Below are 25,654 nucleotides of genomic sequence, written 5' to 3' on the forward strand. Positions count from 1 at the left end.
CGACCCTCGAATCCCTAAGCGGACGGGAAGGAGGGAAAGCCCATGGAACTGGTGCGCATGCTCGCGGAGGACCTGCGGACGGTCGTCGAACGGGATCCGTCCGTCCGGCACCGTGGCGAGGCCTTCCTGCACCCGGCGCTGCCCGCCGTGTGGACACACCGGGTCGCCCATCTCCTGCACAACCGCGGCCTGCGGTTGACCGCGAGGTTCCTGATGGTGCTGGTCAGGGCGTTCACCGGGGTCGAAATCCATCCCGGCGCGGTGCTCGGGCGGCGGGTGTTCGTCGACCACGGTGCCGCCGTCGTGATCGGGGAGACCGCGCGGGTCGGGGATGACGTGACGATCTACCACCAGGTGACGCTCGGCGCGGTCGGCTGGTGGCGGGACAACAAGCGCGCCGACGGGGAGCGGCGGCATCCGGTGATCGGGGCGCGGGTGGTGCTGGGCACGAACGCGACCGTGCTCGGGCCGGTGACCGTCGGCGATGACGCCGTGATCGGGGCGCAGGCGCTGGTGGTCGACGACGTTCCCGCCCGAGCGCTCGCGCTCGCACCGGCCGCGGTCACGCAGGCGACTCAACTACGGAGGAAGGCGTCATGACCAGTTTGCTGTCACCCCAACGTATCGCCAACGGGATCGAGGAACTGGTCGGCGGCACCCCGCTGCTCCGGTTGCCGTCGACCGGCGCGCAGGTGCTCGCCAAGCTGGAGTCGGCGAATCCGCTCTCCAGCATCAAGGATCGCGCCGCGCTCTTCATGCTGCGTGGCGCGGAAGCCGACGGGCGGCTGAAACCGGGTGGCACGGTCATCGAGGCGACATCCGGGAACACCGGCATCGCGCTCGCCGCGCTGAGCGCTTCGCGGGGTTACCGCTGCGTGATCGTCTTGCCGGACAACGCGACCGCCGAGCGCATCGGGCTTCTCAAGGCGCTGGGCGCCGAAGTCGTGTTGACGCCCAAGGAACTTCGCTACCAGGGCTGTATCGACAAGGCCGAGGAACTGCACCTCGCGACGCCGGACTCGTGGTTCCCGCAGCAGCACGCGAATCCCGACAACGTGCGCGCACACCGTGAGACGACCGGGCCCGAAATCTGGGCAGACACCGCGGGCGCCGTCGACATCCTGGTCGCCGGAATCGGGACCGGCGGGACGTTGTGCGGTTCCGCCGACTTCCTCAAGACGCAGAATCCGTTGCTGCAGGCGGTCGGCGTCGAGCCGGACGGTTCGCCGCTGCTCTCGCGTGGTTACGCGGGCACGCACTCGATCTTCGGGCTGAACGGCGGATTCGTCGCCGAGACCACCGATCCCGAGCTGATCGACGAAGTCCTCACCGTCACCGACGACGAGGCGCTGGACACCGCGCGCTGGCTCGCGCGCAGTGTCGGCGTGCTCGCCGGCGTCTCGTCAGGGGCCGCCGTGCACGGCGCGCTGCGGATCGCGAGCCGGCCGGAGAACGAGGGAAAGACCATCGTCACCATCCTGCCCGACACCGGCGAGCGCTACCTGAGCGTCTGGGACGGGCCTACCGCGAAAGGAACGGACCGATGAACCTCCTCCTGGTCGGCGCCAACGACGAGTGGGTGCGCAAGGCGAAGGACCTCGGCTTGACCGTGCTGCTGCTCCAGCACCCGACCAAGCTGACGCCGCTGCAGGAAGAGCTCGCGGACGTCATCTACGTGCTGGACTACACCGAGTGGGCCGAGGTCGAGCCGGTGGCCAGGCAGCTGCGTGCCGAGCCCGGCTACGAGGTCGCGCTTTCGTTGACCGAGCCGGGATTGGACAGCGCGGCGCGCATCAACGACCTCTTCCGGCTCGGCGGAACCGGCTATGAGGTCACCAAACGCTTCCGTGACAAGCTGACCATGCGCCAGCATCTTGCCGCGATCGACCCGAACGCCGTCGGCGCGCAGACGCTGGAGCACCGCGAGCAGCTGGACGCGTTCGGCGCGCGCTACGGCTATCCGTTCATCGTCAAGCCGACCGACGCCACCGCCAGCATCGGCGTGCACCAGGTCAACTCGCCCGCCGACGCCGACGAGGTCTGGGCCGCGGTGGAACGCTTGCGCGGCACCAGGACTGACCGCGTGTCGACGCTCATGCTGCTGCAGGACTTCCTGATGGAGGAGTTCGTCGAGGGCCCCGAGTTCAGCGTGGAGACGTTCAGCTTCTCCGGGCGGCACGTGGTCGTCGCGATCACCGAGAAGTTCACCGACGACGCGCATTTCGCGGAACTCGGCCACGCCGTGCCCGCGCGGCTCGACGAGAAGACCCAGGACGAGGTCAGCGCCGCGATCGGCAGTTTCCTTGACCTGATGGGATTGCGCGACGGCGTGTCCCACACCGAGATCCGGATCGGCGCGCGTGGACCGCAGGTGATCGAAAGTCACAACCGCGGCGCGGGTGACGCGATCACCGATCTCGTGCAGGGCGCGTACGGGATCGACCTGATCAGCTACGCGCTCGGCTGGCCGTTCGGCCTGGTACCCGAACTGCCCGGACGTCCGGTGCCGAAAGCCGGTGCCAGCACCAGGTTCATCGTCGGGGTGCCGGGCACGGTCGAGTCGATCGACGGCGCCGACGAGGCACGGGCCCGCAAAGGCGTGCTGGACGTCCGGATCAGCGCGAAGGTCGGCGACACGGTCCGCACGCTGCGCGACAACTGGGATCGGCTCGGGCTGGTCGCGGTCGTCGGCGCCGACACGACCGACGCGATCCGGCGCGGCGCCGAGCTCATCGGCGAGACCATCCGCATCAAGGTCGCCGGCGACGACGGCGAGACGCGGCTCGCGCATGTGGCCGAGGTGGCGTGATGACTCTGCTCATCCTGCACCGGAATCCGCTGGAGCCGTTCCCGTACGACCGCTGGCTGGCCGATTTCGACGGTGACGTAGTGATTCTCGCGGCGCGCGACAAGTTCGAGTCGTTCGCCGAGGAGATCCCGACGACGAACCTCGGCTACGCGCACTTCGAGACGATGGATTTCCGTGACGACGCGCTGGTGCTCAAGCGCGCGCTCGAACTCGCGGCCGAGTTCGACACGAAGTACGTCATCGGGCATCACGAGGGCGACGTCGACAACGCGGCGCGCGTGCGCGAGGAGCGCGGCCTGCCTGGTCCGTGGACCGCGGACGTGTATCCGTTCCGCGACAAGGCTTTGATGAAGAAGCTGGTCCAGAAGGCCGGGGTCGAGGTCGCGCCGCACACCGTGCCCCAGTCACCGGACGACGTGCGTGAGTTCGCGTGGGAGCACGGATTTCCCTTGGTGTTCAAGGACAGGGCCGGGTTCAACGCGATCGGCCTGCGCATCCTGCGTGACCAGGCCGAGCTCGACGCCTACCTCGAAGAACCGCTGGGCGACGTGCTGCTGGAGGCGTTCGTCCCCGGCAAAATGTGCCATGTGGACGGTCTGGTCGTCGACGGCGAGACCGTGCTGTCCTGGCCTTCGCAGTACCAATACGACCTCGCGTCGTTCGGCTCGGATCCCGGCGCGCGCGTCGACGTGACACTCGATCCGGACGACCCGTTGACCGACCGGCTGATCGCGCTCACCGACAAGACCTTGGCGGCGCTGCGCACACCCGGTCTCCAAAGTCACGGCTTCCACGCGGAAATCTTCCACACCCCGGACGACCGCTTGGTGCTGTGCGAAATCGCGAGCAGGCCGGCGGGCGCGAAGGTCCGTGAGGTCTTCAAGACGTTGTTCGACGTCAACCTCGCCGAGTACGCCACGCGTTTGCAGGTCGGACTGCCGATTCCCGAGATCGACCGCACGCCGAAACGCATGTCCGGTCAGGTGTTGATGATGAAACGCCCCGGCTTGATCAGTGAGGTTCCGCAGACGCCCGAAGACACGTGGGTCGAGTATTTCTGGCTCTACGGCAAGCCTGGCCAGGTCGTCCCGCCTGCCGGAGGTTCGAGTGATTTCCTGGTCGCCGCGGTCGCTTCCGCGCCGACGCGAGCGGTCTGCGAGCGCAGGCTGAGGGAACTCGGCGCGAGGTTCGTGGCACAGACCAAGATCGGGGAAGCGCCGTGATGCGGGCTCAGGTCAGGTACATGCTCGGCATCACGGTCGACGCCATGGGCAGCGGCATGTACGTGCCGCTTTCCCTGCTGTACTTCCATCATCTGACCGGGATGCCGCTCGAACAGGTCGGCGTCATCATGAGCGCCGGCGCGTTGCTGGCACTGGTCAGCAATCCGATCGCGGGCGTGCTCGTGGACCGGTACGGCGCGCGAACGGTCGTCGTCGGCGGCTATTTCGTGCGTGCTGCCGGGTTCTTCTGTTATCCGTTCGTCGACTCGCCGGTGCCGATGTTCCTGGCCGTGGCGCTGGTCGCGCTCGGCGACGGCTCGTTCCCGCCCGCGATCCAGTCGTTCGTCGCGGAAATCGCGCAAGGTGACAGCCGGGACAAACTCCTTGCCGCGCAGCGCAGTCTCCGCAACGCCGGGCTCGGCGCGGGCGGGCTCATCGCCGGTGCCGCGCTCGCGCTGGGCAGCGATGCCGCGTATCAGGCGATCGTCGTGGTCAGCGGCATCGCGTTCCTCGCGGCGGCCGGGTTCATCGGCACCATCCCGAGCACACACGTCGCCGCGCCGAAGGCGGAACGGGTCCGTGGCGGCTACCGCGAGGTGTTCCGCAACCGGACCTTCCTCGCGCTGACCGTCGCGAACGTGCCGACGGCGTTCGGGTACATGGTGCTCGCCGTGAGCCTGCCGGTGTACATCACCCAGCAGCTTGGCGCGTCGAGTTCGCTGGTCGGTGTGCTCTACGCGGTCAACACCGTGGGAATCGCGCTGCTGCAGATCCCGGTCACCAGGATGCTCACCCGCTACCGCCGGACCCGGATGGCCGCGCTCGGCGCCGCCGTTTTCTCGGTGTCGTTCTTGGCATTCGGCTTATTGGGTGTTTTCTCGACCGGTGCTGTCCTGATGACCGGGATATTCGCGGCGACGGCGTTGTTCACCGCAGGCGAGCTTTTGCACGGCGCGACCGCGTCGGCGCTGGTGGCGAGTGCGGCGCCGGAAGCCACCCGTGGCAGGCATTTGTCCGTCTATCAGCTGTCTTGGGCGATTCCTATCGCGCTCGCGCCTGCCTTGTTGACCGCGTTGCTCACCTGGTCGGCGGTAGGCATGTGGGTTTTGCTCGCCACCGGTGTCGCCGGTTCGGCACTCGCGATGCTGAAGCTGGAACCGCTTTTGCCGGAAGCGGCCGTTCGTTCACGACTTTCGTTGATACCGAGTGAATAGATCTTCCGGCTAGCGTTTTCGAGATGCCTTCCGAAAACGGGCTCTCCCGTCGTAAAGCGTTAGGCCTGCTCGGCGCGGGCGCCGCGACTCCCTTGCTGGGAACCGACATCGCCTCGGCGGCGGCGCCCGCCTTCGTGCTCACCCCGGGAGCGGCGGGCGCCCCGCCGGTCTCGGGACTGCATCTGACCTTCGGGTCGGATCCGGCGCGGCAGATGGTCGTCTCGTGGATCACCGATTCGCCGGTGCGCAATCCGCGCGTGTTGTTCGGCGGGCTCGACACCGGGTTCGGCGCGTGCGCGCAAGCCCGGACCCGCACTTATGTGGACGGCGCGTCGAACCGGACCGTCTACGTGCACCACGCGCGGCTCGAGCGGCTACGGCCGGACACGTCCTACGTGTACGCCGCGCAGCACGATGGCGCGGGCCCGGACGCCGGGACGTTCCGGACGGCGCCGGGTGGCCGGGCGGCCTTCACGTTCACGAGTTTCGGTGACCAGTCGACGCCGCACGCCACCTGGAACGCGGAAGGCGCGCCCGCGCTGACCATCGCGGGCGCACCGGCCGCGGCGGACATCGTGGCAGGCATCGAGCGGGTCGCGCCGCTGTTCCACCTGCTCAACGGCGATCTCTGCTACGCCAACCTGGAACTGGACCGCATCCGCACCTGGAACGGCTTCTTCCAGAACAACGCCAGGTCCGCGCGGTTCCGGCCGTGGATGCCCGCGGCGGGCAACCACGAGGTCGAAAAGCTGAACGGGCCGATCGGGTTCAACGCGTTCCAGACCTACTTCACGCTGCCGGACGGCGACACCGATCCCGAACTCAACGGGCTCTGGTACGCGTTCACCGCGGGTTCGGTGCGGGTGATCGTGGTGCAGAACGAAGACAACTGCTTCCAGGACGGCGCGGACTACTACCTGCGCGGTTTCTCCGGCGGCCGTCAGCAGGCCTTCCTGGAGCGGGAACTGCGTGCCGCGCGGGCGTCGCGGGACATCGACTGGATCGTCGTCGCCATGCACCAGGTGATGATGAGCTCGGCCGACGCCAGCGGGGGAGACATGGGCCTCCGGCAGGCGTACGGCCCGCTGTTCGACAAGTACGGCGTCGACCTCGTCGTCTGCGGGCACGAACATCACTACGAGCGCTCGCTCGCGGTGCGCGGCGTGGTGTCCGGGAGCGAGACGCTGACGCCGAATCCGGCCTCCACCGCGACCGACGTGGTGGACACCTCGCAGGGGACGGTCCACATGGTCCTCGGCGGTGGCGGGGTTTCGCGGCCGACGAACCACCTGTTCTTCCCACAGGGCAAGGCGAAGGTGATCACCGGCGTCGGCGAGCCGGGCCCGAACGGCAAGCGGCCGTCGAAGTACGCCTTCGAAAGCGCTGTCTGGTCGGCGAAGCGCGACGCCGAGCATCCCTACGGTTTCGCGGCCTTCACGGTCGATCCCGGGCGACGGCCCGGCGATCTCACCCGGATGCACGTGACCTACTACAACGTGAACAAGCCCAACGGCGAGCTTTCGGTCTTCGAGCAGTTCACGTTGCAGCGGCCACGTGCGGATGGCTAGAACCTGGGAATGGCGATGACGTCGAACGTGGTGTCCGGCGTCTGAGGCGAGCTGAACCGCGCGTTCGGCAGGTAGAGCCTGCCCGCGAACGGAGCCACGGTCGTCGGCACGTCGAACCGCGGATCGGTCGCCTTCTTCAGCAGCTTGCCGGCCGAGCCGGTGCGGTCGAGCGCGAACTTCGCGACCGTGTTGAGCCGGTTCTGCACGACGTAGAGCGTGTTGCCCTGGCGCAGCAACCCGTCGCCGTTGGTCAGCACCTCGCCGCCGAGGTCGGTCAGTGTGGTCGCGCCGGTCTTCGGGTCCACCTTGAGCAGCTTGCCGTCGGCGACGACGAGCAGTGACTTGCCGTCCGGGCTGGTGACGATGCCGTTGCCGAAGGCCGCGGTCGGCAGGCCCGCGCCGGTCAGCGGCACGGTGACCGACTGGGCGGGCAGCGAACCGTGGCGCCCGAGCGGCAGTTTGTAGAGCACCGGCGAGCGCGTGTCGGTGAACCAGGCCGCGTCCTCGGTCAGGATGACGTCGTTGATGAACGTCGAAGCCGCCGTCGTGAGCTGGTAGGTCTTGATGACCGCACCGGTGCGCGCGTCGACGATCCGGGCCTGGCCACTGGCCGCGCCGGACACGAACAGCCTGCCGCGGTCATCGAGTTTCAGGCCGAGTGAGGCCGACCCCGGGCCGGGGCCTTTGCTGAAGAACTCACCTTTTCCGTTGAGCAGGTTGACGCGGTAGAGCGAACCGTCCGCGCGCGAGCCGAGATACGCGGTGTGGCCGCCGATCTCAATGCCCTCCGGCATGAAGCCGTTGGGCAGCGGAATGGTCGCGGGCAGGCCGTGTGCCTGGGCGACCGGCGTGGTGAACAAGGACAGTGCGAGTGCGGCAATTGCCGCGAAAGCCCCGAATCTCCTGGTCATTACCGCAGTCTTGTGCGGTGGGGTGCGCTTTGACCAGCCACCTCAGCGAATCGACAGGAACTCGGCGACCGCGTCCCGCCCAGCGTGACCCTGTTCGCGGTTCTGGATGGAGTGTGAAGCGCCCTTCACGATCACGACCTTGCCCTGCGGCGCGAGCTTGGCCTCCTGGAAGGCCCATTCCATCGGCGTCGACAGGTCGTGGTCGCCGTTGAGCAGTAGCACCGGGACGTCCGGCAGCTTTCCGGCCGGGTTGGAATTCGGCCGCTCGGCAGGCCAGTTCAGGCAGGTCTGCACGAAACCCTGGCCCGCCGCGACGGCCGGGCTGAACGGCCAGGTGTCACGCGAGCTCAGCCGCTTTTCCGCGAGTTTCAGCAACGCCGGCCGAATGAACGTCGGCGTGGCGGCATTTCCCCACGGGAAACGTTGGTCCGAGCACAGAGTCGCCGTGTGCAAACCGGTGCTGAATTCGGTGACCGGGTCGCCGCCGGACGCCAGGTTTTCCAGCAACGAGTCCAGCTTCGCGGTGTCGCCTGAGCGTGCCGAGTGCAGCGCGGTGACGAGGTCGGTGCCCATCACCGACGGGTCGCGATAACTCGGGTCGACGAACTCGTAGGTGACGATCATGTCGAACAACGCCACCCCCGCCGCGGTGTCGTGGTTCTTCACGTACCAGGCGAGATCCTCTGCCGGATCGAACCCGCAGGCCGGAGCGGCGGCACAGGCGTCACGCAGCACACGCGCGTGCGCCTTGAGGCTGACGAGATAGAGCGAGTCCTCGGCCGTCACGTGGTGCGGGACCACCGAGTCGAGGATGACCTTCGAGACGTTGCCCGGATGCGCGACCGCGTACCTCGCCGCGGTCAGCGAGCCGTAGGAAACCCCGTCGACCACGATCTTCCGCGCGCCGAGTGCCTGGCGGAGCCGGTCGAGATCGGCCGTCGTCGAGTCGCTGCCGTAGAACTGCGCCGTGTCACCGAGTATCCGCGCGCATTCGGCGACCGCTTCGCGGGCGGGCACCTCGATGTCCGAGCTGCCGACCTGCGCTTGCATTTGCGGGCAGTTGATCGCGTTCGTGCCGGTGCCCCGCTGGTCGATCATGACCAGCCGGTAGTCCTTGAACACCTCGGGCATCCGCCCGCTGATCTTGGTCGTGTACGGCGCGCCCGGCTGACCCGGTCCGCCGGTGAGGAACAGCAGCACACCCTTGGGCGCGTCGACGTTGTTCGCCGTCGCGACCTTCAGCTTGAGCGTGCCCGGCGTGTGACCGCGGTAGTCCAGCGGCACGGTCAGCGTGGCGCAGGTGAAGCTCGCGTCGTGCGCGCACGCGCTCGGATCCTCCAGCCTCGGGCCTGCCGCGACGGCGGGCGTGACGAGACCGGTGGACAGCGCGACGACTCCGGCGAGTACGAGCAGCTTCGATCGCATGTCCCGATTCTGCACCGGCGCACCGACAAAAACCCGCGATACCGCAGAGATGGACAAGCCTTCTGTTTGGCGCCGTCAGGGCCAGAGCAGCTCGCGGACCCAGCCGCCGTCTTCGAGCCGGTACCGCAGGCGGACGTGCCGCCGGTCGATCGCGCCCTGCCAGAACTCGGCGACGGTCGGTGCGAACACGTACCGCTGCCAGGAAACCGGCCTCAGTTCCGGGTTTTCGGCCAGCGCGCGTTCGACCTCCGCGCCGGCGCGGACGAGTTCCTCATGGCTTGCCAGCACTTCCGACTGATGGCCGAGCAGCACCTCTGCCTTGGACAGCGGCGAGCGGTTGTCGAAGTCGTCGGCACTGGCCTCGGCCGGTGCGTGGCTGACCCGGCCGCGCAGCCGGACCTGGCGGCCACGGCCCGGCCAGAAGAACGTGAGCGCCGCTCTCGGATCCTGGTCCAGTTGAGCGGCTTTCGGGCTGTCCAGACTGGTCGAGAACGCCCAGCCGTCGTCGTCGACCCCCCGCAACACGACCACCCGCGCGTCGGGGCCATCTTCGTCCACTGTGGACAAAGTGACCGCGTGCGGCGCCAGCACGTGTTCGCCCGCTTCGGCGACCCAGTCCAAGAAGAGGTCGTGCGGTTTCGCGGGCGCCGACGAGGTGTCGAACCCGGGCAGCTCGTCAGGAAAAGACGGCCAGCGGAACAAGTCAGTATCCCTGCGGGTGCTGCGGCGGCTGGCCCTGCCAACCTTGCTGCTGTTGCTGCTGCCACTGGACTTGCTGATAGGCCTCGGCGGGCTGCGGGAAACAGAACGTGAGCTTGGCGTTCACCGAACCCTGCATGGCCGCGCCCCAGAGCTTCCCGCCGACGAACGCGTACATCGCGCCTGCGGTCGTGTCGACGGCGACCATCCGCGTCTCACCGCCGAACTGGTTGCCGGACTTCGCCATCGCGGCCTGCGCCGCGTCCGGGTACACACGCGGGCTGACCAGCCCGGCGATCACTACCGACGCCGCCGTCCAGCCGACGGTGCCCATCACGTTCGCGCGCGCGTGCTGGGTGGCGCGGCCGGTGAAGTCGTAGAGCGCGGCGGCGTTGACCTCCGGGGTCGCGGCGGCGACCACGCAGTAGTTCATCGTCGACAGCATCACCGACTCGGTGAAGAGCCCGACGACGGCGACGGCCGGTCCGATCTGCACGGTGTTGAGGCGTCCGCCGGTGCGCTGGATGCGCTCGGCGACCACACCGAGGTACTGCTCCGGAGTGAGCACGCGTGGATCCTCCCTCACCGACTCGGGACGGCGCCCATCGTCGCACGCGTGCTCACCCCGAATCGCTCAATGGGCCGTTTCCACCCTGGCCGGGTGTCGCTTGAGCACGCCATCGAGTGCCCACTTGCCGTTGCCCAGGAACGCGATCAGCAGGAATCCCCAGCAGAACAGGGCGGCCAGCTCACCGCCGTTCGCGATCGGGAGCAGGTTCGACGGCTGGTGCGCGGTGAAGTACGCGTACGCCATCGAACCGGAGCAGATGAGCGCGGCGCCCCTCGTGCCGATGCCGAGCAGCACCAGCGCCCCGCCGACGAACTGGATGAGCGACGCCCACCAGCCGGGCCAGACGAAGGCGTCGGCGGCCGCTTTCGCGCCGAAGATGCCAAAGAGCTTCGCGGCGCCGTGGATGAAGAAGAGGAACCCCAATACGATCCTGAACAGGCCAATGACGTGGTCACGCCCTTGGTCGAAGAGTTTCACTGTTGCCTCCATGCAGGGTGAAGGAAACCAACAGGGTAAAAGTGGCGAACATCACACGTCGACACTTTGTGTGATTGATCCGATACTCGCCGGTTGTTGAACCGACAAGCACTCTGCTTCGTGTGTCTGTTAAAGGCCATTACGTCGTTTTGGAGCGTTCCCGCTGGTGAACGCCTTGTGGACATCTTGGCGAGCCGGGTTCGGCGGCTTCTTCGAGTGTCGCGCGTCACGTCCGCCGAGCTGTGGGCCGTCGTGGTCTACTGGCCGCGCTATGCGACGCCTTCTACTTCTGGCCGCGGCCGCCGCGATGACCGCGAGCTGCTCGCCGAAACCGCCAGCCGAGCCCGCTCCCGCGGCTTCTTCGAGTGCCGCGCCGTCGGCTTCGGCGGCTCCGGAGGTCCCGCCGGAGCCCCAGCCATCCGCTGACGGTCCGTGTCCGTTCCTCGAAAAGCCCTTCGTCGCGCAGGCGAACGGCCAGCAGGTGTCGAAGATCCGGCTATCGGCGGACAAACCGCATCCGACGTGCTTCTTTTACGCATTGAGTGGCAAATTACAGCTGACCGTACGGGTCTACACGGGCGAAACCACGGTCGCGCGGGCATTGGTCGATCAGGCGGCGCCGGTTGCGACGAGTAATCCGGCGAGCGAACCGGCGGGCTGGAATGGCGGATATCTGTCTACTGACAGTGGCGCCGTGTACGCCGTTTGGCACCAGGGGTCCGCCATTGTGGTGACCACGAATCAGAAGCAAAGCGTCAAGGCGCGTACGGTGGCCGTGCAGGCTATCGGCAGCCTGAAGCTGTAAGTAGTGGGCTCCACACGTAAGAGTGAAGTTGATCTTGTACTAACCTGTGCCTCCTCCCCCGTGTACTTCGATTTATGAAGAAGGAACGTTTCGTGGCTGACACCTTGAAGGAAATCCTGCTCGACTCCGCTCGTCGCCCGCAGGTCGTGACCGACTTCGAGACCCTGATCGACCAGGAAGTCTCGGACAAGGGCGGTGTCTCCGGCGCCGTCGTCAAGACCGGTTTCGCCGCGATCAAGAAGGTCAAGCCGGGCATCATCCCGTCGGCCGTCGACAGCCTGCTCGACGACTTCTCGCAGTCGCTCGAGCCGTTCTACGCCGCGTTCAAGGCCCAGGGTGGTGGCGACTTCGGTGCCTACCTGGCGACCCGCTCCGACGAGGCTTCGGACGCGCTGCTGACCGTCACGGACGCCCGCGCCGAGCGCAGCAGCCGCGACAGCATCAAGTCCGTGTACAAGAAGCTGCGCGGCGGTGCCAAGAAGAACGTGGAAGAGGCGCTCCCGCGCGTCGGCCAGCTGGTCGACAAGCACGCCGCCACCGCGTGAGCTGACTGAGCAAAACGAAAGGCCCGGGAGTTCGACTCCCGGGCCTTTTCGCGTCTTGAGCTACTTCTTGTCAGCGCTCGACTTGGTCTCCGTCTGCTGACCGTTGCGCTGTGCCGGCGGGTTCGCCGCCTTCGGCGCGGCGGGCTTGGCTGCAGCCGGGGCAGCGGGCTTCGGCGCCTGCGGCGGAGCGGGGGCCACCGGCGGCTCCTGCTTCGACTTCAGCACGTAGGCCGTGCCTGCGGCGACGGCGCCCAGGCCGAGGATCCACGGCCAGCGACGGCGCTTGCGCCCGCCCTTGGCAGCGGTCTTGGCCTCGATCAGCGCGGCCTTGAAGTCCTTCTTCGCGCTCTTGAAGTCCTTCTTGCCGCGACGCTTCGACTCACCGGCGGCCTTGGCCGCCTTGATCGCGGCCTTCTTGGCCTTGCGACCCGGCTTGCGCATCTCGGCGAGACGCGCGATCGCCTCCTTGCGGGCGGCGGCAGAGCTGCGCTTGAGCTCCTTGCGGGTCTTCTTCGTCTTGCTCGCGAGCTGCTTGCGCGCCTTGCGGCCGCGCACGCTCGCCTCCTCGGCGGCGGCCTCGACGACCGGCGCGATGGCCTCGGCACCTGCCTTTCCAGCCTCGATGGCCTTCTCACGCAGGCCGAGCAGGCCGGTCTTCACCGACTCACTCACCGAATCCGCGGCCCGAGCCATGGCCTTCACCTCATCATCCGTTGGGTATTCGTTGTGTTGTCCGTCTGTTGCTCTCAACCTATCGTGCCCCTTTCCCCCGGATTTCGCCGCAGATGGCACCATGAAGCGCGTGACTGACTCGTTGAAGGCCACCCTGCACACCAACAAGGGTGATATCCACCTGACCCTGTTCCCAAACCACGCGCCGAAGACCGTGGAGAACTTCGTCGGCCTGGCCGAGGGCACGAAGGACTACTCGACCGAGAACGCCACCGGCGGCAAGACGGGTCCGTTCTACGACGGCTCGATCTTCCACCGCGTGATCGACGGCTTCATGCTGCAGGGCGGTGACCCCACCGGCACCGGCCGCGGCGGCCCCGGCTACCGCTTCGCCGACGAGTTCCACCCGGAGCTGCAGTTCAGCAAGCCCTACCTGCTGGCGATGGCGAACGCCGGGCCCGGCACCAACGGCTCGCAGTTCTTCATCACCGTCGCGCAGACGCCGCACCTGAACTTCAAGCACACCATCTTCGGTGAGGTCGTCGACGCCGCCTCGCAGGCCGTCGTGGACGCCATTGGCCGCACCGCGACCGGCCCCGGCGACAAGCCGCTCGAGGACGTCGTGATCGAGAAGGTCAGCATCACCCGCTGAACTTCCGGCATCACGCGGTGATCACGGGATTACGGGTAGGTTGGTTCGTATCGTGAGCCAGCCCCCGTATCCCCAGATTCCCGAGTCTGCCGCGCTGCCCGGCTGCTGGTGGCATCCGAAGCGGCAGACCGGTCTCAGCTGTGTCCGCTGCGGCCGACCGGCCTGCCCGGACTGTCTTCGCGAAGCCTCCGTCGGCTTCCAGTGCGTCGACTGTGTCGAATCCGGCCAGCGCGTCGACAAGGAACAGCGCAAGCAGTACGAAGCCGCCGGCTACGGCCAGCGCACGATCACCGGCGCGCTGATGCCGAGGCGCGTCGTGGTCACGCCGGTGCTGATCGCCATCAACGTGCTGGTCTTCCTGCTGACCGTCGTGCAGTCCGGCAGCGTCACGAACAACAACGGCGGCTCCGAGATCGGGGCGGGCGGCTGGCTCGACTCCGTCCGCGTCGCGCACGACGGCGAGTACTGGCGGCTGTTCACCAGCGGTTTCCTGCATGACGGCCTGCTGCACATCGCCGTCAACATGCTCTCGCTGTGGATGCTGGGCCGCGATCTCGAACGCGCGATGGGCCCGCTCCGCTACACCGCGGCCTACCTGGTCTCACTCTTCGGCGGTTCGGTCGCCGTGGTGCTGTTCGCGCCCGATCGGCCCGTCGTCGGTGCTTCCGGGGCCATCTACGGCCTGCTGGGCGCCATCCTCATCGCGCTGCTCCGGCTGAAGCTCAACCCGACCCAGGCGCTGGTGATCATCGGCGTGAACCTGGTGCTGAGCGTCTCGATCCCGGGTATCTCACTCTTCGCCCACCTCGGTGGCTTGGTCGCGGGCGCGATCGTGATGGCCGCGATGGTCTACGCGCCGGAGAAGAGCCGCAAGGTCTGGCAGTCGGCGACGACCGCGGCGATCGCGGTCGCGCTGGCCGGGCTCTTCGTGATCGGCGAAGTCCGGCTCGACGGGCAGACCTGCGTCGTCGCGCAGCCTGAGCGCGACCACTACGTCTGCTCAGCCGGCTCGTAGCGCGGAAAGCACGTCCAGCACGTCACGCGGGTCCTCGCCGAGGTCCATCCTGCCGAACACCATCAGCCGGTCCTCGGCTTCGATCTCCAGCGTCACGCCGTCGCGCCCGAGCCGCCTGGTCGTGCGCAACCGCACCCTGGTGATGCCCCAGGGCAGCAGAACGGAGCCCGTGAGGGTCCTGGCCCTGATGCCCCTGCTGTCGGCGCTCAGACGCGGCCTGACGAGGGTGGCGTGCAGCGCGAACGCGCCGGCGACCACCGTCACGAGCCCGAACAGGATGGCGCCGCGTGGGTCACCGCCGACCGCGATCGCGATGGTGCCGATCGCGGCCAGGGCGGTGATCAGCCATTCCGCGACGAGAACCGCGGGGGCCGGAGCCCAGCTGGCCGGTGAGTTATCCACAGGGGTTGTCCACAATGGGGATGGAGTCACACCGATGTAATTCGGCGTCAAGCCGCCATTCGGGGTAACTGTGACCGGTGAAGGTCAGCGCCACTTCATGGTCATGAACAGCCCGCCGATGATGAGGGCGAACCCGATCGCGAAGTTCCAGTTGCCGAGATCGGTCAGGAAGGGGATCTTGGGCCCGGCGATGTAGTTCAGCACGAGCCAGACCAGCCCGATCACCATCAACCCGAACATCACGATCAGGTAGAGGGGGTGCGACGGCCCGGCTGCCTTGATCTTCACCGGCGTGCGCCGGTCGGCGGGCGGGGTGTACGCCGTCTTCTTGCGGACCTTGGACTTCGGCATGGGTCAATCCTCGCGTGGTGATCGTCTCGGCTGGTGGCGATGACACCCGGTCTTCGGGTGCGCAACCAGCGCCACGTGCACACGTTAACGTAAATGACCGCGTTAGAGCACCGGGGACGATCGGTTGATTTCCCGCACTGTGACAATCGAGTCACGGAGGGTTCATGGCGGTGCCTGAGAGGAGCTGTGCGTGCCTACGCGAGAAGACGAAGAGCGGGACTACGAGGGCCCTGACTCTGGCGGAGCCGTCGCGACGAAGAGCCGCGGGCTCGGTGGCGGCGCGACCGCCGTCCGCACGATCGGCGAAATCCTCATAACCGCTGGTCTGGTGGTGTTGCTGTTCGTCGTCTACGAGCTCTACATCACCGACATCTTCTCCGCGAACAAGCAGGCGAACGCCAACACGGTCCTCGACGACGAGTGGAAGAACGACCGCACGCTGCACCCCGAGCTGGTCGAGGGGCAGGCGTTCGCGCGGATGTACATCCCCGAATTCGGCGCCGACTACCACTTCACGATCCAGGAGGGGACCACCGAGAAATCTCTCGTCGTCGGTCCCGGGCACTACACCGGCACGCCTCTTCCGGGTGAACCCGGCAACTTCGCGGTCGCCGGGCACCGGGTCGGCAAGGGCGCGCCGTTCAACGATCTGGACGAGCTGCACTCCTGCTCGGCGATCATCATCGAGACGCACACCGACTTCTACGTCTACAAGGTGCTGCCGTACGAGGACGAGCAGAAGGGCTGGGAGACCGGTAAGGGCCAGCAGCCGGACTGCCGGGGCGTGTCCACCCTGCGCGACCCGAACCAGGCCGACGGCGGCGCGTACGGCAAGACGGTCGGCCGCAAGGTCGTCGCGCCGAACCGCGGCGACGCGACCAACCCGGTGCCGTACCAGCCGAAGGACATCTTGCCCGCCGCCGGTCAGGTCTCGCTGCTCACGCTGACCACCTGTCACCCGCAGTTCTCGGCTCGGGAGCGGCTCATCATCCACTCGGTGCTGACCCGCCAGGTGGCGAAGACCGAAGTCGGCACCATCGGCGAACTGACCGAGAAGCTCAAGACGGCGGGGGAGACGCGCTGATGTACGCCTGGATCTGGCGTGTCCTGCCCGGAAACGTGGCCGTGAAGGCCGTGCTGGCCGCCGTGCTCATCGCCGGCGTGGTCGCGCTGCTGTTCTTCGTCGTCTTCCCGTGGGCCGAGCCGCTGCTGCCGTTCAACGACGTCTCGGTTCAGTGAGGCGCTTCGGCGTCTTCCTGATCAGCGGCCGGTTCCCGGGTCAGAAGGATTCCGACGTCCTGCGCCGGACCGTCGAGGCCATCGAGGCGGCCGAGCGGGCGGGCTTCGACGACGTCTGGCTGGCCGAGCACCACTTCATGCCCTACGGGGTGTGCCCGTCCGCGGTGACGTTGGCGGCGCACGCGCTCGGCCGGACCCGGCGGATCGTCATCGGCACGGCGGTCAGCGTGCTGTCGGTGACGCATCCCGTCGCGCTGGCCGAGCAGTGGTCGACGCTGGACGCGGTGTCCGGCGGCCGGTTCCGGCTCGGCGTCGGCCGCGGCGGGCCGTGGCAGGACCTCGAGGTGTTCGGCACCGGCGTCGACCGCTACGAGCGTGGCTTCGAGGAGGCGCTCGACCTGCTGCTGCGTGCGATGCGGGGCGGCGAGGTCGAAGCGAGCGGTGAGCATTTCCGGTTCCGGCCGGTGCCGATGGTGCCGGAGCCTGACCGTCGCGAGCGGCCGCCGGTGCTCGTCGCCGGTTCGACGCGGCTGGCCGCCGAACGTGGCCTGCCGATGTTGCTCGGGCTGGACCGCGACGACGACGAGAAGGCCGCGCTGGTGGCCGAACACGGTTCGCCGGACGGGCATGTGTCGACCGTGCTGTGCCAGGTCGGCGAGGACGCCGGGGACATCGTGCGCGCGAAGCTGCCCGGCTGGCTGGACATCGGGCTGGCCGCGCACGTGACCGTCGACGGCAGGGCGCGTGCCAAGCGCGATCCTTGGGAGTACACGGAAAAGCTGTGCCGGATCCATCCGGTCGGCAGCCCGGACTACTGCATCGCGCGGCTGGAAGAGGCGATCCGCCGTACCGGTGTCTCCCACGTGATCATGATGGTGGAAGCCACCGGCACGACGGCCGGGACGGTGGAGAACATCGAGCGCATCGGCGCTCAGGTTTTGCCTTACTTGAGGGCTAGCAGTCCCGCAGTTCCGGGCTCTGGTTGAGCAGCTGCCCTCGGGCGGAGATGAACGCGCGGTACCGGTCGCTGTCCACCTCGGCGAGCCGGAACGCGCCGACGCGGTGGCAGTTCTGGAAGGCGAGCTTCACGCCGAAGTGCCGTTCGAGCCCGCCTCGGATGGCGTCCGAGGCCAGCGCGCGCAGCAGCTGGCCGCGTTCGGCCTCGCTCGGCGGCGGGGTCTCGTGGTCCGCGAAGCCTTCGGAGGAGCCCTTCAGGTCCGCGATCACCGTGGTGATCACCTCCCAGGCGTAGGGCAGTGATTCCTGCACACAGGCGACGAACTCCGCGTCGTCCACTTCGCCACGCTCGGCTTTTTCCAGCAGGGCGGGGGAAACATCCAGCGACATCGAACCTCCATGAGTTGGCATCTACCTGGCTACTCGGTGGCTGGCACACCCACAAGAGAAAACGATGATCATCACCACTTTGGCGGATGTCATTACTCCCAGCGGAAGACCTTCGCGGCGAGCGCCGCGGTCCCGATGGCCGCACCGGCCAGCACCACCAGTTGCAGCGGCCGCGCGCCCGCGCCGGTCCACGAGTCTTGGAGCGCCTGCACACCCGGCGGCAGATAGGCGCCGATCCGCTGGACGACCTCGGGCAGGAACTGCCTCGGCACGTAGACCCCGCCGAAGAACATGATCGGGATGAACGCGATCATCGCGACCCCGCTCGCGGTCTTGGCCGTCTTCGCCAGCGCGGCCGAGAGCAGACCGAGGCTGAACACCGAAACCGTGCCGAGCACCAGCGCGAGCAGGAACCCGAGCGGATCACGCGGGCCGGGGATGTCGAAGACGGCGGCGCCAGCCACGAGCAGCAGCCCGATGCCGAGCAACGCGGTCGTCACGTGCACCACGAGCTGCGCGATCAGCAGGTTCGCCGGATGCACCGGGGTGGTCGCCAGCCTGCGCAGCACCCCGGTCTCGCGGTAGGTCGCGACGGCGGCCGGGATCGCCTGCAGGCCGAGCATGCCGAGCGCGACCACGATCATCGACGGGGCCCAGCCGTCGATGAACCGGCGGCCGTTCTCGACCTCGGTCATCCCCGGTATCGCGCCGATGCCGAGCAGCAGCGCGGCGGGGAAGAGCACGCCGAACGCGGTGTACAGCGGGGAGCGCAGCGCCAGTTTCGCTTCGGTGGTGGTGAGTTTCGTGAGCGCGGACATCAGTTCCTCCCGGTCAGTGCGACGAACGCGTCGTCAAGAGTGGTTTCGCCGGCGGCCGCCATCAGGCCCGCCGGGGTGTCGGTGGCGACGACGCGGCCGTCGTCGAACACGGCGACGCGGTCGCAGAGCCGCTGCGCCTCGTCCATGAAGTGGCTGACCAGCAGGATCGTCACGCCGCGGTCGCGCACACCTTCGATGACCTTCCAGATGTCGCGGCGGGCGTGCGGGTCGAGTCCGGTGGTGAGCTCGTCGAGCACCGCGATCTCGGGATCGCCGACGAGCGCCAGCGCGATCGACACGCGCTGCTTCTGGCCGCCGGAGAGCTTGCCGAACTTCCGCTCGGCGAGTTCGGTCAGGCCGAGCTGGTCCAGCAACGCGACGGGATCGGCCGGTTGTCGATAAAACGACGCGTACAGCTCAAGCGCTTCGCGGACCTTGAGCTTCTCGGGCAGCTTGGCTTCTTGCAGCTGGGCGCCGACTTTTTCCTTGTCCGGCACCGAGATCGACCCGGCGTCGGGGTGGCGGAGTCCGAGCAGGCATTCGACGGTCGTCGTCTTGCCGGCACCGTTCGTGCCGAGGATCCCGAAGATCTCGCCTTGTTCCACGTGGAACGAAACGTCATCGACGGCGACCGTGCCCGAGTAGCTCTTGCGGAGGTTCTTGACTTCGACGATTGGCATGCCGAAAACGCTATTGACCAGGCGTTTCCCTCGGAATCCGGTTGTCTCCCGGACCAGGGTGGAGCTAGGCCCACCCCGAATCTGAACCTGCGCCTACTGCGCTCGCGGGCGCCGCCGGGCAAGAATTCAACGGTGACCCGCTACCTGATCGCACTCCGGCGCAGCCTCATGCTCGCCGGTCTCGCGATCGTGGGCCTGATCCCGCTGGCAGGCATGCTGGTCGCGTTCGTCTTCGTCTGTTCGGGCGTGCTCATCTGGTTCGTCCCGCCGATCATCGAGCGCTGCCGCGGCCCCGTGAACCGGATGCGCCGGGTCGCCGCCGAGCTCACCGGCGCGGACCTGCCCATCCCGTACAAGGCCGAACCACCGGAGCCCGAACGTGAGGCCGACGGCTGGTACCGCGAAGGCAACTCGCTCTACCGCACGCCGAAGTGGGTACGGGTGAACCGGCGGATCGAGTGGGTCTTCGAGGACCCGGCCACCTTCCGCGACGGCATGTGGCTGGTGCTGAACCCGGTCGTCGGCGTGCTTCTGCCGCTGGTCACGCTCTTCGCGGGCCCGTTCGCGGTGCGCTCGTACGGTCGCTGGCTCCATGGACGACTCAGTCGGACCGCCACGTTCCAAGGCTTGCGATGGCTTAACAGGCACGGTCAAGCTTTCGGGCACCTCATGGGCTTCTTCGTCGTCTCGGTGCTTCAGTTCATCCTCGGGCTGTACGTGATCTGCACGCTCATCACACCGATCGCCGCCGGGACCACGGTGGCGTACCGCAAGTTCGTCAACATGCTGCGGGAAAGCACCGGCAAGTGGAGCGGCGTCGAAATCGAGGTCCCGTACCTGCCTGAACCGCGGCTGCCGGTCGCCCGTCCGGACGGGCTGTACCAGCTCGGAAAGCAGCTCTACGAGTCGCCGTGGTGGCCCGCGCTGTACAACCGGATGGTCTGGGTGCAGCGCGACAGGGCGACCTGGCGTGACCTCGCGGCGGGCGTGCTGATCCCGCTGGTCTCGCTGGCGGCGCTGGTACTGCCGTTCGGGTTCATCGCGGCCGCGTGGTGGCCGCCGTTCGATCCGGCTTACCCGGTCTGGGCGCGGATCGCGCTCCCGATCGCACTCACCGTCCTGGGTTTCGCCTGTTCACCGCCATGGCTCGCCCGCGCGGTCGCCCGCTTCGCGCGGCTGCTGCTCGGTCCGACCGAAGCGTCCAGGCTCGCCTTGCGGGTCGAACGCCTTGAGCGCACGCGCACCGACGCCAGCGACGCGCAAGCCGCCGAACTGCGCCGGATCGAGCGCGACCTGCACGACGGCGTCCAGTCGCGGCTGGTAGCCATGGGGATGAAGCTCGGCGCGCTGGAGGCGTTGATCGACCGCGATCCGGCGAAGGCCAAGGAAATGGCGGCCGAGCTGCGGCGGAACTCGTCGGACACGCTGACCGAGCTGCGTGACCTCGTCCGCGGCGTGCACCCGCCGGTGCTGAGCGAGCGCGGGCTCGGCGACGCCGTCCGCGCGTTGGCGCTGGACAGTCCGCTGCGGGTCGAAGTGAGCGTCGACCTGCCGGGGCGCGTCGAGCCGCCTGTCGAGGCGTGCGCCTACTTCGCGGTCAGCGAGCTGCTGGGCAACGCCGTCAAACACGGCCAAGCCGAGCGCGCGACGGTTTCACTCGGCTTCGAACGCGACAGGCTGGTCGTCGCGGTGACGGATTTCGGCCGTGGCGGCGCCAATCCCGCGCGTGGCTCGGGACTGCGGGGAATCGAGCGTCGGCTGGGCGCCTTCGACGGTAAGTTGACCGTCGAAAGCCCGCTGGGCGGCCCCACCGCGGTGACCCTGGAGATTCCGTGTCAGCTCGAACCGTCATCGCCGAAGACCAGTACCTCCTTCGAGACGGACTGACGCATCTGCTGACCGCGCACGGCTTCGACGTCGTCGCGGCCGTCGCCACCGGCCCTGAGCTGCACGCCGCGCTGCTGGAACACCGCCCGGACATCTCGATCGTCGACGTCCGGATGCCGCCGACCAACACCGACGAAGGCCTGCAGGTCGCGCTCGCGGTCCGCCGCGAGATCCCCGCGCTGCCGATTCTCGTGCTGTCCCAGCACGTCGAGCAGCTCTACGCCCGTGAGCTGCTCGCCGACGGCACCGGCGCGATCGGCTACCTGCTCAAGGACCGCGTCTTCAACGCAGACCAGTTCATCGACGCCGTCCGCCGCGTCGCAGGCGGCGGCACGGTGATGGACCCCGAGGTCATCGCGAAACTGGTCGCCGGCAACAGCACGGATCCGCTGGCCGCGTTGACCCCGCGCGAACGCGAAGTACTGGAGCTCATGGCCGAGGGCTGCTCCAACGCGGCGATCGCGTCTCGTCTGTTCTTCAGCGAGGGCGCGGTCGCCAAGCACACGGCCAACATCTTCGCCAAACTCGGCATTGGTGCCTCGGACGACACCAACCGCCGAGTTCTCGCCGTCCTGACCTACCTAGGCTCGTGAAACCCGCAGCATCTCGTCGCGCTCGACGACCTTGACGCGCTCGCGGCCGTGCGGCTCGCCCAGCGACTTCTCGTGCGCGTCGAGCTTGCCCCAGCCTTCCCAGGTGGTGAACGGGATGCCGCGCTCGGTGAGGAAGTCGATGACCGCTTCCGGCTCGGGACGGACCGGGCTCGCCAGCGTGTCGACGTCCGCGAGCAGACTGGTGACGGTCTCCAGCGCGTCGCCCTTGGTGTGGCCGATGAGGCCGATCGGACCACGCTTGATCCAGCCGGTGACGTAGACGCCCGGCAGCTGGTTCTCGTCGAGGTCGAGCACCCGGCCCGCCTGGTTCGGCACGGTCCCGGAGGTGTGGTCGAACGGGATCTCCGGCAGGTGTGAGGACAGGTACCCGACCGCGCGGTAGACGGCCTGGACATCCCAGTCGTGGAACTCGCCGGTGCCGCGGACGTTGCCGTCGCCGGTGTACTCCGTGCGCTCCGTGCGCAGGCCGACGACCTTGCCGTCCTCGCCGAGCACCTCGGCGGGCGAGTGGAAGAAGTGCAGGTGCAGCCGCTTCGGCCGGTCACCCTGATCGCGGATCGCCCAGTCCTGCAGCGTCTTCACGATCATGTCGACCTGCTTGGACCCGCGCAGCGCCGCGATGCTGCCCTCGTCGAACTCCATGTCCTCGGCGTGCACGATCACCTCGACATTGGGCGAGTGGTCGAGCTCGCGCAGCTCCAGCGGGGTGAACTTGGCCTGCGCCGGGCCGCGACGGCCGAACACGTGCACGTCCGTGACCGGGCTGGCCTTCAGCCCTTCGTAGACGTTCGGCGGGATCTCGGTGCTCAGCAGCTCGTCCGCGGTCTTCGCGAGCACGCGCGCGACGTCGAGCGCCACGTTGCCGACGCCGAGCACGGCGACGCTGGTCGCGGTCAGCGGCCAGGTGCGCGGCACGTCGGGGTGACCGTCGTACCAGGACACGAAGTCGGCGGCGCCGTGGCTGCCGTCGAGGTCGATACCCGGCAGGTCCAGCTCACGGTCCGACGAGGCGCCGGTCGAAAAGATGACCGCGTCGTAGAACTCGCGCAGGTCGTCGAGCTTGAGGTCGGTGCCGTAGTCGATGTTGCCGAGCAGCCGGATGTTCGGCCGGTCGAGCACCTTGTGCAGCGCGGTGACGATGCCCTTGATGCGCGGGTGGTCGGGCGCGACCCCGTAGCGGATCAACCCGAACGGCGCGGGCATGCGCTCGTACAGGTCGATCGTCACGTCGGCGTCGGACTTGTCCAGTATGTCGGCTGCGTAGATGCCGGCGGGACCGGCGCCCACGATGGCTACACGAAGAGATCGGGTCACGCACTCCAACGTAAGTTAGGTCGCCCTAACTTTCATGGTGATAAAGCGCACGGTCCACGGTTTGGGACCCGGTAAGCTCGCCTTATGCGCGTTCTGGTGGTCGACAACTACGACAGCTTCGTCTACAACCTGGTCCAGTATCTGGCCCAGCTCGGCGCCGACTGCACGGTCTGGCGCAACGATGTCGTCGACGTCGACAAGATCACCGAGTTCGACGGCGTGCTCGTCTCGCCCGGCCCCGGCACCCCCGAACGCGCTGGTCAGAGCATGGACGTCATCCGCAAATGCGCCGAGGCGAAGGTGCCGATGCTCGGCGTCTGCCTCGGTCACCAGGCGCTCGGCGTGGTCTTCGGCGCCACCGTGGACCGCGCGCCCGAGCTGCTGCACGGCAAGACCAGCCAGGTCCGCCACGTCGGCCGCGGCGTGCTCGCCGGGCTGCCGGAGGAGTTCACCGCCACCCGCTACCACTCGCTGACCGTGCTGCCGGAGACGATCCCCGACGTGTTCGAGGTCACCGGCCGCACCGAGTCCGGCGTGGTCATGGGCATGCGCCACCGCGAGCTGCCGCTCGAAGGCGTCCAGTTCCACCCCGAGTCGGTGCTCACCGAGGGCGGCCACCGGATGCTGGCCAACTGGATGGCCTCGGCGGGTCACCCGGTCGAAGCGTCCACTGTGGACACGCTGGAGCGCGCGACCAAGGCGTTGCAGAAGGCCGCTGTTGCGTGATTTCTCTGCTGGGGGTCAGCAAGAGTTACGTACGGGGTAGGCCCGTCCTCGACGGGGTCGACCTCGAGATCGGCCGCGGCCGCATCGTCGGCGTCCGCGGCTCGAACGGGTCCGGCAAGTCGACGCTGCTCCGGATCATGGCCGGGGTTTCACGGCCGACCACCGGCACGGTCGAAGGCCGTCCCGTGGTCGGCTACCTGCCCGACCGGTTCCCCGCCGCGCAGCGGATGAGCGCGCGGGCGTACCTGCGGCACATGGGCCGGATACACGGCATCGCCGATCTGTCCATTGTGGACGACCTGCTCGATCGGCTCGCGCTGGTCGGCGGCAAGGGCACCCAGCTGCGCCAGCTGTCCAAGGGCAACGCCCAGAAAGTCGGCCTGGTGCAAGCGATCCTCGCCCAGCCGGACCTGCTCATCCTGGACGAGCCATGGTCCGGTCTGGACGTCGAGGCGCACACCGTGCTCGGCGAGATCGTCGAAGAGACCAAGGCACGCGGCGCGAGCGTGGTCTTCACCGACCACCGCCCCGACGTCGTGCACGAGCACGCCGACGACGTCCACCTCATCGTCGACGGCAAGCTCACCACCGAGACCAGGCGCCAGGTGTCGGTCCGCATCGTCCTCACGGGTCCGAACGGCGAGCGCGTCGAGAAGGTCGTCGACACGGCCAGTTCCGACGCGGTGCTGCTGACCGCGCTCAACGACGGCTGGTCGGTCCAAGAGGTGATCCAGTGCTAGCGGTCGCCCGGTACAACTTGGCTCTGCTGGGCCATTCCCAGCGCTACATCCCGGCTTCGATCCTCCTGCTCGGCGTGCTCGGCATGCAGTACACCGAGCGCAAAGCCCCGGTACTGCCCGAATTCGCGGTGAGCGCGGGCGCACTGCTCGTCGTCTCGTGCTGGCTGACCATCGCGCTCATCGACGTCGAAGACCCGGTCCAGCGCCTGATCACGTTGAGCCACGCCAGAAAACTCGCCCCGGTACTGGCAGGCGCGATCCTGGCCGTGCTCCTCTGCGCCGCGGCGCTCACCGTGATCTCCGAAACCTGGGCGTTCGCCAGCCACCTCGGCAACGTCTCCGCCGCGCACCTGGCACTCGGCGCGCTGGCCCACCTCGCGTGTGCGTGTGCGGGCATCGCGATCGGCCTGCCCTGTTCCCGCCTGCTGATCGGCAGGATCGGCTGGACGCTGGTCGCGGCGCTGATCACCCTCATCGTCGTCATGCTGACCCACCTGCTGCCGATCGTGAACCCGATGCTCCGCGCGCTCGCGGCCGACATCCCACCAGGTCCGGCCCCAGTGGTGATCGGCTTCGCGGCGTCCGTGTTCGCGTTGCTGCTCAGTGCCGGTGTGGTCGGGGTGCTGGTACACCGCCGAGCGTAAGCTGCAATCTGCAAATTGCATCTGGCGCGAGGAGGACCTGTGGTGTCTGGAACCGTGGTGATCAGCCTGGCCGGCTCCGGTCACGAACTCCTCCACCTCGCCGGGTGGTTACGCGGCGAGGACGACCTCCGTCCCGGCGTCACGATGGCCGACGACTCGATCGAGGTCGTCGTGAACAGCGGCTCGGTCGCGACCCTGTGCACGTCCGTCTTCGACTGGCTCGGCCACCGAAGAGAAATCGACTCGGTCTCACTCAAGATCAAAACCGATAAGGCGTACTGACTCGACACGCCGCGAGCTATTGTC

Annotated in this window: 31 protein-coding genes and 1 pseudogene; 20 read left to right on the forward strand and 12 right to left on the reverse strand. The window is 67.9% G+C overall.

The window, feature by feature from the left end:
* Positions 1 to 42 precede the first annotated feature (42 nt).
* Genes epsC through AB5J62_RS43340 form a run of 6 tightly spaced genes read left to right on the forward strand, consistent with a single transcriptional unit; the run spans position 43 to position 6,814 of the window.
* On the forward strand, positions 43 to 600 hold the full coding sequence (epsC, locus tag AB5J62_RS43315) for a serine O-acetyltransferase EpsC (protein WP_370945862.1): 558 nt from the start codon (positions 43 to 45) through the stop codon (positions 598 to 600).
* Positions 597 to 1,547: a cysteine synthase A gene (cysK, locus tag AB5J62_RS43320; protein WP_370945863.1), complete on the forward strand. Its 951-nt coding sequence runs from the start codon at positions 597 to 599 to the stop codon at positions 1,545 to 1,547. The genes epsC and cysK overlap by 4 nt, the downstream gene beginning before the upstream one ends.
* Positions 1,544 to 2,809 carry an ATP-grasp domain-containing protein gene (locus AB5J62_RS43325; protein WP_370945864.1) on the forward strand — a complete coding sequence of 422 codons (1,266 nt, stop codon included), beginning with the start codon at positions 1,544 to 1,546 and terminating at the stop codon, positions 2,807 to 2,809. Before cysK ends, AB5J62_RS43325 begins: the two co-directional genes overlap by 4 nt.
* Entirely contained in the window at positions 2,809 to 4,032 is a 1,224-nt protein-coding gene (locus AB5J62_RS43330) for an acetyl-CoA carboxylase biotin carboxylase subunit family protein (protein ID WP_370945865.1), read from the forward strand. Before AB5J62_RS43325 ends, AB5J62_RS43330 begins: the two co-directional genes overlap by 1 nt.
* On the forward strand, positions 4,032 to 5,246 hold the full coding sequence (locus tag AB5J62_RS43335; protein ID WP_370945866.1) for an MFS transporter: 1,215 nt from the start codon (positions 4,032 to 4,034) through the stop codon (positions 5,244 to 5,246). Before AB5J62_RS43330 ends, AB5J62_RS43335 begins: the two co-directional genes overlap by 1 nt.
* A 23-nt stretch (positions 5,247 to 5,269) precedes the next feature.
* Positions 5,270 to 6,814, forward strand: a complete 1,545-nt coding sequence (locus tag AB5J62_RS43340) for a purple acid phosphatase family protein (protein ID WP_370945867.1) — start codon at positions 5,270 to 5,272, stop codon at positions 6,812 to 6,814.
* Here AB5J62_RS43340 and AB5J62_RS43345 read toward each other — a convergent pair.
* From AB5J62_RS43345 to AB5J62_RS43365, 5 genes are all read right to left on the reverse strand, one after another.
* Positions 6,811 to 7,725, reverse strand: a complete 915-nt coding sequence (locus tag AB5J62_RS43345; RefSeq protein ID WP_370945868.1) for an SMP-30/gluconolactonase/LRE family protein — start codon at positions 7,723 to 7,725, stop codon at positions 6,811 to 6,813. The genes AB5J62_RS43340 and AB5J62_RS43345 overlap by 4 nt on opposite strands.
* A 42-nt stretch (positions 7,726 to 7,767) precedes the next feature.
* Positions 7,768 to 9,150 (reverse strand): alpha/beta fold hydrolase, encoded by a 1,383-nt coding sequence (locus AB5J62_RS43350; RefSeq protein ID WP_370945869.1) that lies wholly within the window; start codon positions 9,148 to 9,150, stop codon positions 7,768 to 7,770.
* A gap of 75 nt (positions 9,151 to 9,225) precedes the next feature.
* Positions 9,226 to 9,852, reverse strand: coding sequence for a pyridoxal 5'-phosphate synthase (locus AB5J62_RS43355; protein ID WP_370945870.1), 627 nt, complete (start codon positions 9,850 to 9,852; stop codon positions 9,226 to 9,228).
* Between the two features lies 1 nt (position 9,853).
* Entirely contained in the window at positions 9,854 to 10,417 is a 564-nt protein-coding gene (locus tag AB5J62_RS43360) for a hypothetical protein (RefSeq protein ID WP_370945871.1), read from the reverse strand.
* A 66-nt stretch (positions 10,418 to 10,483) separates the two neighbouring features.
* A complete protein-coding gene (locus AB5J62_RS43365; RefSeq protein ID WP_370945872.1) occupies positions 10,484 to 10,897 on the reverse strand; it encodes a DoxX family protein in 414 nt (137 codons plus the stop codon).
* A gap of 216 nt (positions 10,898 to 11,113) precedes the next feature.
* On the opposite strand from AB5J62_RS43365, the gene AB5J62_RS43370 reads away from it, so the two are divergent.
* The 3 genes and pseudogenes from AB5J62_RS43370 (at position 11,114) to AB5J62_RS43380 (ending at position 12,247) form a co-directional block, all read left to right on the forward strand.
* Positions 11,114 to 11,323: a hypothetical protein gene (locus AB5J62_RS43370; RefSeq protein WP_370950500.1), complete on the forward strand. Its 210-nt coding sequence runs from the start codon at positions 11,114 to 11,116 to the stop codon at positions 11,321 to 11,323.
* Between the two features lie 19 nt (positions 11,324 to 11,342).
* Positions 11,343 to 11,702, forward strand: a pseudogene (locus AB5J62_RS43375) (DUF2020 domain-containing protein); the annotation flags it as partial.
* Between the two features lie 92 nt (positions 11,703 to 11,794).
* Positions 11,795 to 12,247 carry a hypothetical protein gene (locus tag AB5J62_RS43380; protein ID WP_370945873.1) on the forward strand — a complete coding sequence of 151 codons (453 nt, stop codon included), beginning with the start codon at positions 11,795 to 11,797 and terminating at the stop codon, positions 12,245 to 12,247.
* A 60-nt stretch (positions 12,248 to 12,307) separates the two neighbouring features.
* Here AB5J62_RS43380 and AB5J62_RS43385 read toward each other — a convergent pair whose 3' ends face one another.
* Positions 12,308 to 12,940, reverse strand: coding sequence for a hypothetical protein (locus AB5J62_RS43385; RefSeq protein WP_370945874.1), 633 nt, complete (start codon positions 12,938 to 12,940; stop codon positions 12,308 to 12,310).
* Positions 12,941 to 13,040: 100 nt separating this feature from the next.
* Between AB5J62_RS43385 and AB5J62_RS43390 the strand changes: the two genes are divergently transcribed.
* Both AB5J62_RS43390 and AB5J62_RS43395 read left to right on the forward strand, forming a co-directional pair.
* Positions 13,041 to 13,571, forward strand: coding sequence for a peptidylprolyl isomerase (locus AB5J62_RS43390; protein ID WP_370945875.1), 531 nt, complete (start codon positions 13,041 to 13,043; stop codon positions 13,569 to 13,571).
* Between the two features lie 52 nt (positions 13,572 to 13,623).
* Positions 13,624 to 14,586, forward strand: coding sequence for a rhomboid family intramembrane serine protease (locus AB5J62_RS43395; protein WP_370945876.1), 963 nt, complete (start codon positions 13,624 to 13,626; stop codon positions 14,584 to 14,586).
* Here the strand turns inward: AB5J62_RS43395 and AB5J62_RS43400 are convergent.
* Entirely contained in the window at positions 14,572 to 14,988 is a 417-nt protein-coding gene (locus AB5J62_RS43400; RefSeq protein ID WP_370945877.1) for a PH domain-containing protein, read from the reverse strand. The two genes, AB5J62_RS43395 and AB5J62_RS43400, sit on opposite strands and share 15 nt — an antisense overlap.
* 84 nt (positions 14,989 to 15,072) lie before the next feature.
* Positions 15,073 to 15,339 carry a cell division protein CrgA gene (gene crgA, locus AB5J62_RS43405; protein WP_091288886.1) on the reverse strand — a complete coding sequence of 89 codons (267 nt, stop codon included), beginning with the start codon at positions 15,337 to 15,339 and terminating at the stop codon, positions 15,073 to 15,075.
* A gap of 190 nt (positions 15,340 to 15,529) precedes the next feature.
* On the opposite strand from crgA, the gene AB5J62_RS43410 reads away from it, so the two are divergent.
* The 3 genes from AB5J62_RS43410 to AB5J62_RS43420 are packed head-to-tail and all read left to right on the forward strand — an operon-like array spanning position 15,530 to position 17,564.
* Positions 15,530 to 16,423 (forward strand): class E sortase, encoded by an 894-nt coding sequence (locus tag AB5J62_RS43410; protein WP_370945878.1) that lies wholly within the window; start codon positions 15,530 to 15,532, stop codon positions 16,421 to 16,423.
* A complete protein-coding gene (locus tag AB5J62_RS43415; protein ID WP_370945879.1) occupies positions 16,423 to 16,578 on the forward strand; it encodes a hypothetical protein in 156 nt (51 codons plus the stop codon). Before AB5J62_RS43410 ends, AB5J62_RS43415 begins: the two co-directional genes overlap by 1 nt.
* The gene (locus tag AB5J62_RS43420) at positions 16,575 to 17,564 is read left to right on the forward strand and encodes an LLM class flavin-dependent oxidoreductase (RefSeq protein WP_370945880.1); all 990 of its coding nucleotides are present in this window, start codon (positions 16,575 to 16,577) and stop codon (positions 17,562 to 17,564) included. Before AB5J62_RS43415 ends, AB5J62_RS43420 begins: the two co-directional genes overlap by 4 nt.
* Here the strand turns inward: AB5J62_RS43420 and AB5J62_RS43425 are convergent.
* The 3 genes from AB5J62_RS43425 to AB5J62_RS43435 all read right to left on the reverse strand — a co-directional run bounded on the left by AB5J62_RS43425 (position 17,533) and on the right by AB5J62_RS43435 (position 19,423).
* On the reverse strand, positions 17,533 to 17,925 hold the full coding sequence (locus AB5J62_RS43425; RefSeq protein WP_091288890.1) for an SCO5389 family protein: 393 nt from the start codon (positions 17,923 to 17,925) through the stop codon (positions 17,533 to 17,535). The genes AB5J62_RS43420 and AB5J62_RS43425 overlap by 32 nt on opposite strands.
* A 92-nt stretch (positions 17,926 to 18,017) precedes the next feature.
* The gene (locus AB5J62_RS43430) at positions 18,018 to 18,743 is read right to left on the reverse strand and encodes an ABC transporter permease (protein ID WP_370945881.1); all 726 of its coding nucleotides are present in this window, start codon (positions 18,741 to 18,743) and stop codon (positions 18,018 to 18,020) included.
* Positions 18,743 to 19,423 carry an ABC transporter ATP-binding protein gene (locus AB5J62_RS43435; RefSeq protein ID WP_370945882.1) on the reverse strand — a complete coding sequence of 227 codons (681 nt, stop codon included), beginning with the start codon at positions 19,421 to 19,423 and terminating at the stop codon, positions 18,743 to 18,745. Before AB5J62_RS43435 ends, AB5J62_RS43430 begins: the two co-directional genes overlap by 1 nt.
* Before the next feature lie 132 nt (positions 19,424 to 19,555).
* On the opposite strand from AB5J62_RS43435, the gene AB5J62_RS43440 reads away from it, so the two are divergent.
* Together AB5J62_RS43440 and AB5J62_RS43445 are read left to right on the forward strand one after the other, a co-directional pair.
* A complete protein-coding gene (locus AB5J62_RS43440) occupies positions 19,556 to 21,310 on the forward strand; it encodes a histidine kinase (RefSeq protein ID WP_370945883.1) in 1,755 nt (584 codons plus the stop codon).
* A complete protein-coding gene (locus AB5J62_RS43445) occupies positions 21,256 to 21,903 on the forward strand; it encodes a response regulator (protein ID WP_370945884.1) in 648 nt (215 codons plus the stop codon). The genes AB5J62_RS43440 and AB5J62_RS43445 overlap by 55 nt, the downstream gene beginning before the upstream one ends.
* On the opposite strand, the gene AB5J62_RS43450 is transcribed toward AB5J62_RS43445, so the two are convergent.
* The gene (locus AB5J62_RS43450) at positions 21,892 to 23,211 is read right to left on the reverse strand and encodes an FAD-dependent oxidoreductase (protein WP_370950488.1); all 1,320 of its coding nucleotides are present in this window, start codon (positions 23,209 to 23,211) and stop codon (positions 21,892 to 21,894) included. The genes AB5J62_RS43445 and AB5J62_RS43450 overlap by 12 nt on opposite strands.
* 111 nt (positions 23,212 to 23,322) lie before the next feature.
* Here AB5J62_RS43450 and AB5J62_RS43455 point away from each other — a divergent pair, with 111 nt between their 5' ends.
* From AB5J62_RS43455 to AB5J62_RS43470, 4 genes are read left to right on the forward strand one after another with little or no spacing between them, the layout of a single operon-like run.
* Positions 23,323 to 23,964 (forward strand): aminodeoxychorismate/anthranilate synthase component II, encoded by a 642-nt coding sequence (locus AB5J62_RS43455; RefSeq protein ID WP_370945885.1) that lies wholly within the window; start codon positions 23,323 to 23,325, stop codon positions 23,962 to 23,964.
* Positions 23,961 to 24,704, forward strand: a complete 744-nt coding sequence (locus AB5J62_RS43460) for an ABC transporter ATP-binding protein (protein WP_370945886.1) — start codon at positions 23,961 to 23,963, stop codon at positions 24,702 to 24,704. Before AB5J62_RS43455 ends, AB5J62_RS43460 begins: the two co-directional genes overlap by 4 nt.
* Positions 24,698 to 25,348, forward strand: a complete 651-nt coding sequence (locus tag AB5J62_RS43465; protein WP_370945887.1) for a hypothetical protein — start codon at positions 24,698 to 24,700, stop codon at positions 25,346 to 25,348. Before AB5J62_RS43460 ends, AB5J62_RS43465 begins: the two co-directional genes overlap by 7 nt.
* A 42-nt stretch (positions 25,349 to 25,390) precedes the next feature.
* Positions 25,391 to 25,630 (forward strand): hypothetical protein, encoded by a 240-nt coding sequence (locus AB5J62_RS43470; RefSeq protein ID WP_370945888.1) that lies wholly within the window; start codon positions 25,391 to 25,393, stop codon positions 25,628 to 25,630.
* The last annotated feature ends 24 nt before the right edge of the window (positions 25,631 to 25,654 follow it).

The sequence above is a fragment of the Amycolatopsis sp. cg5 genome, assembly GCF_041346955.1.
In the GTDB taxonomy this organism is placed as follows: domain Bacteria; phylum Actinomycetota; class Actinomycetes; order Mycobacteriales; family Pseudonocardiaceae; genus Amycolatopsis.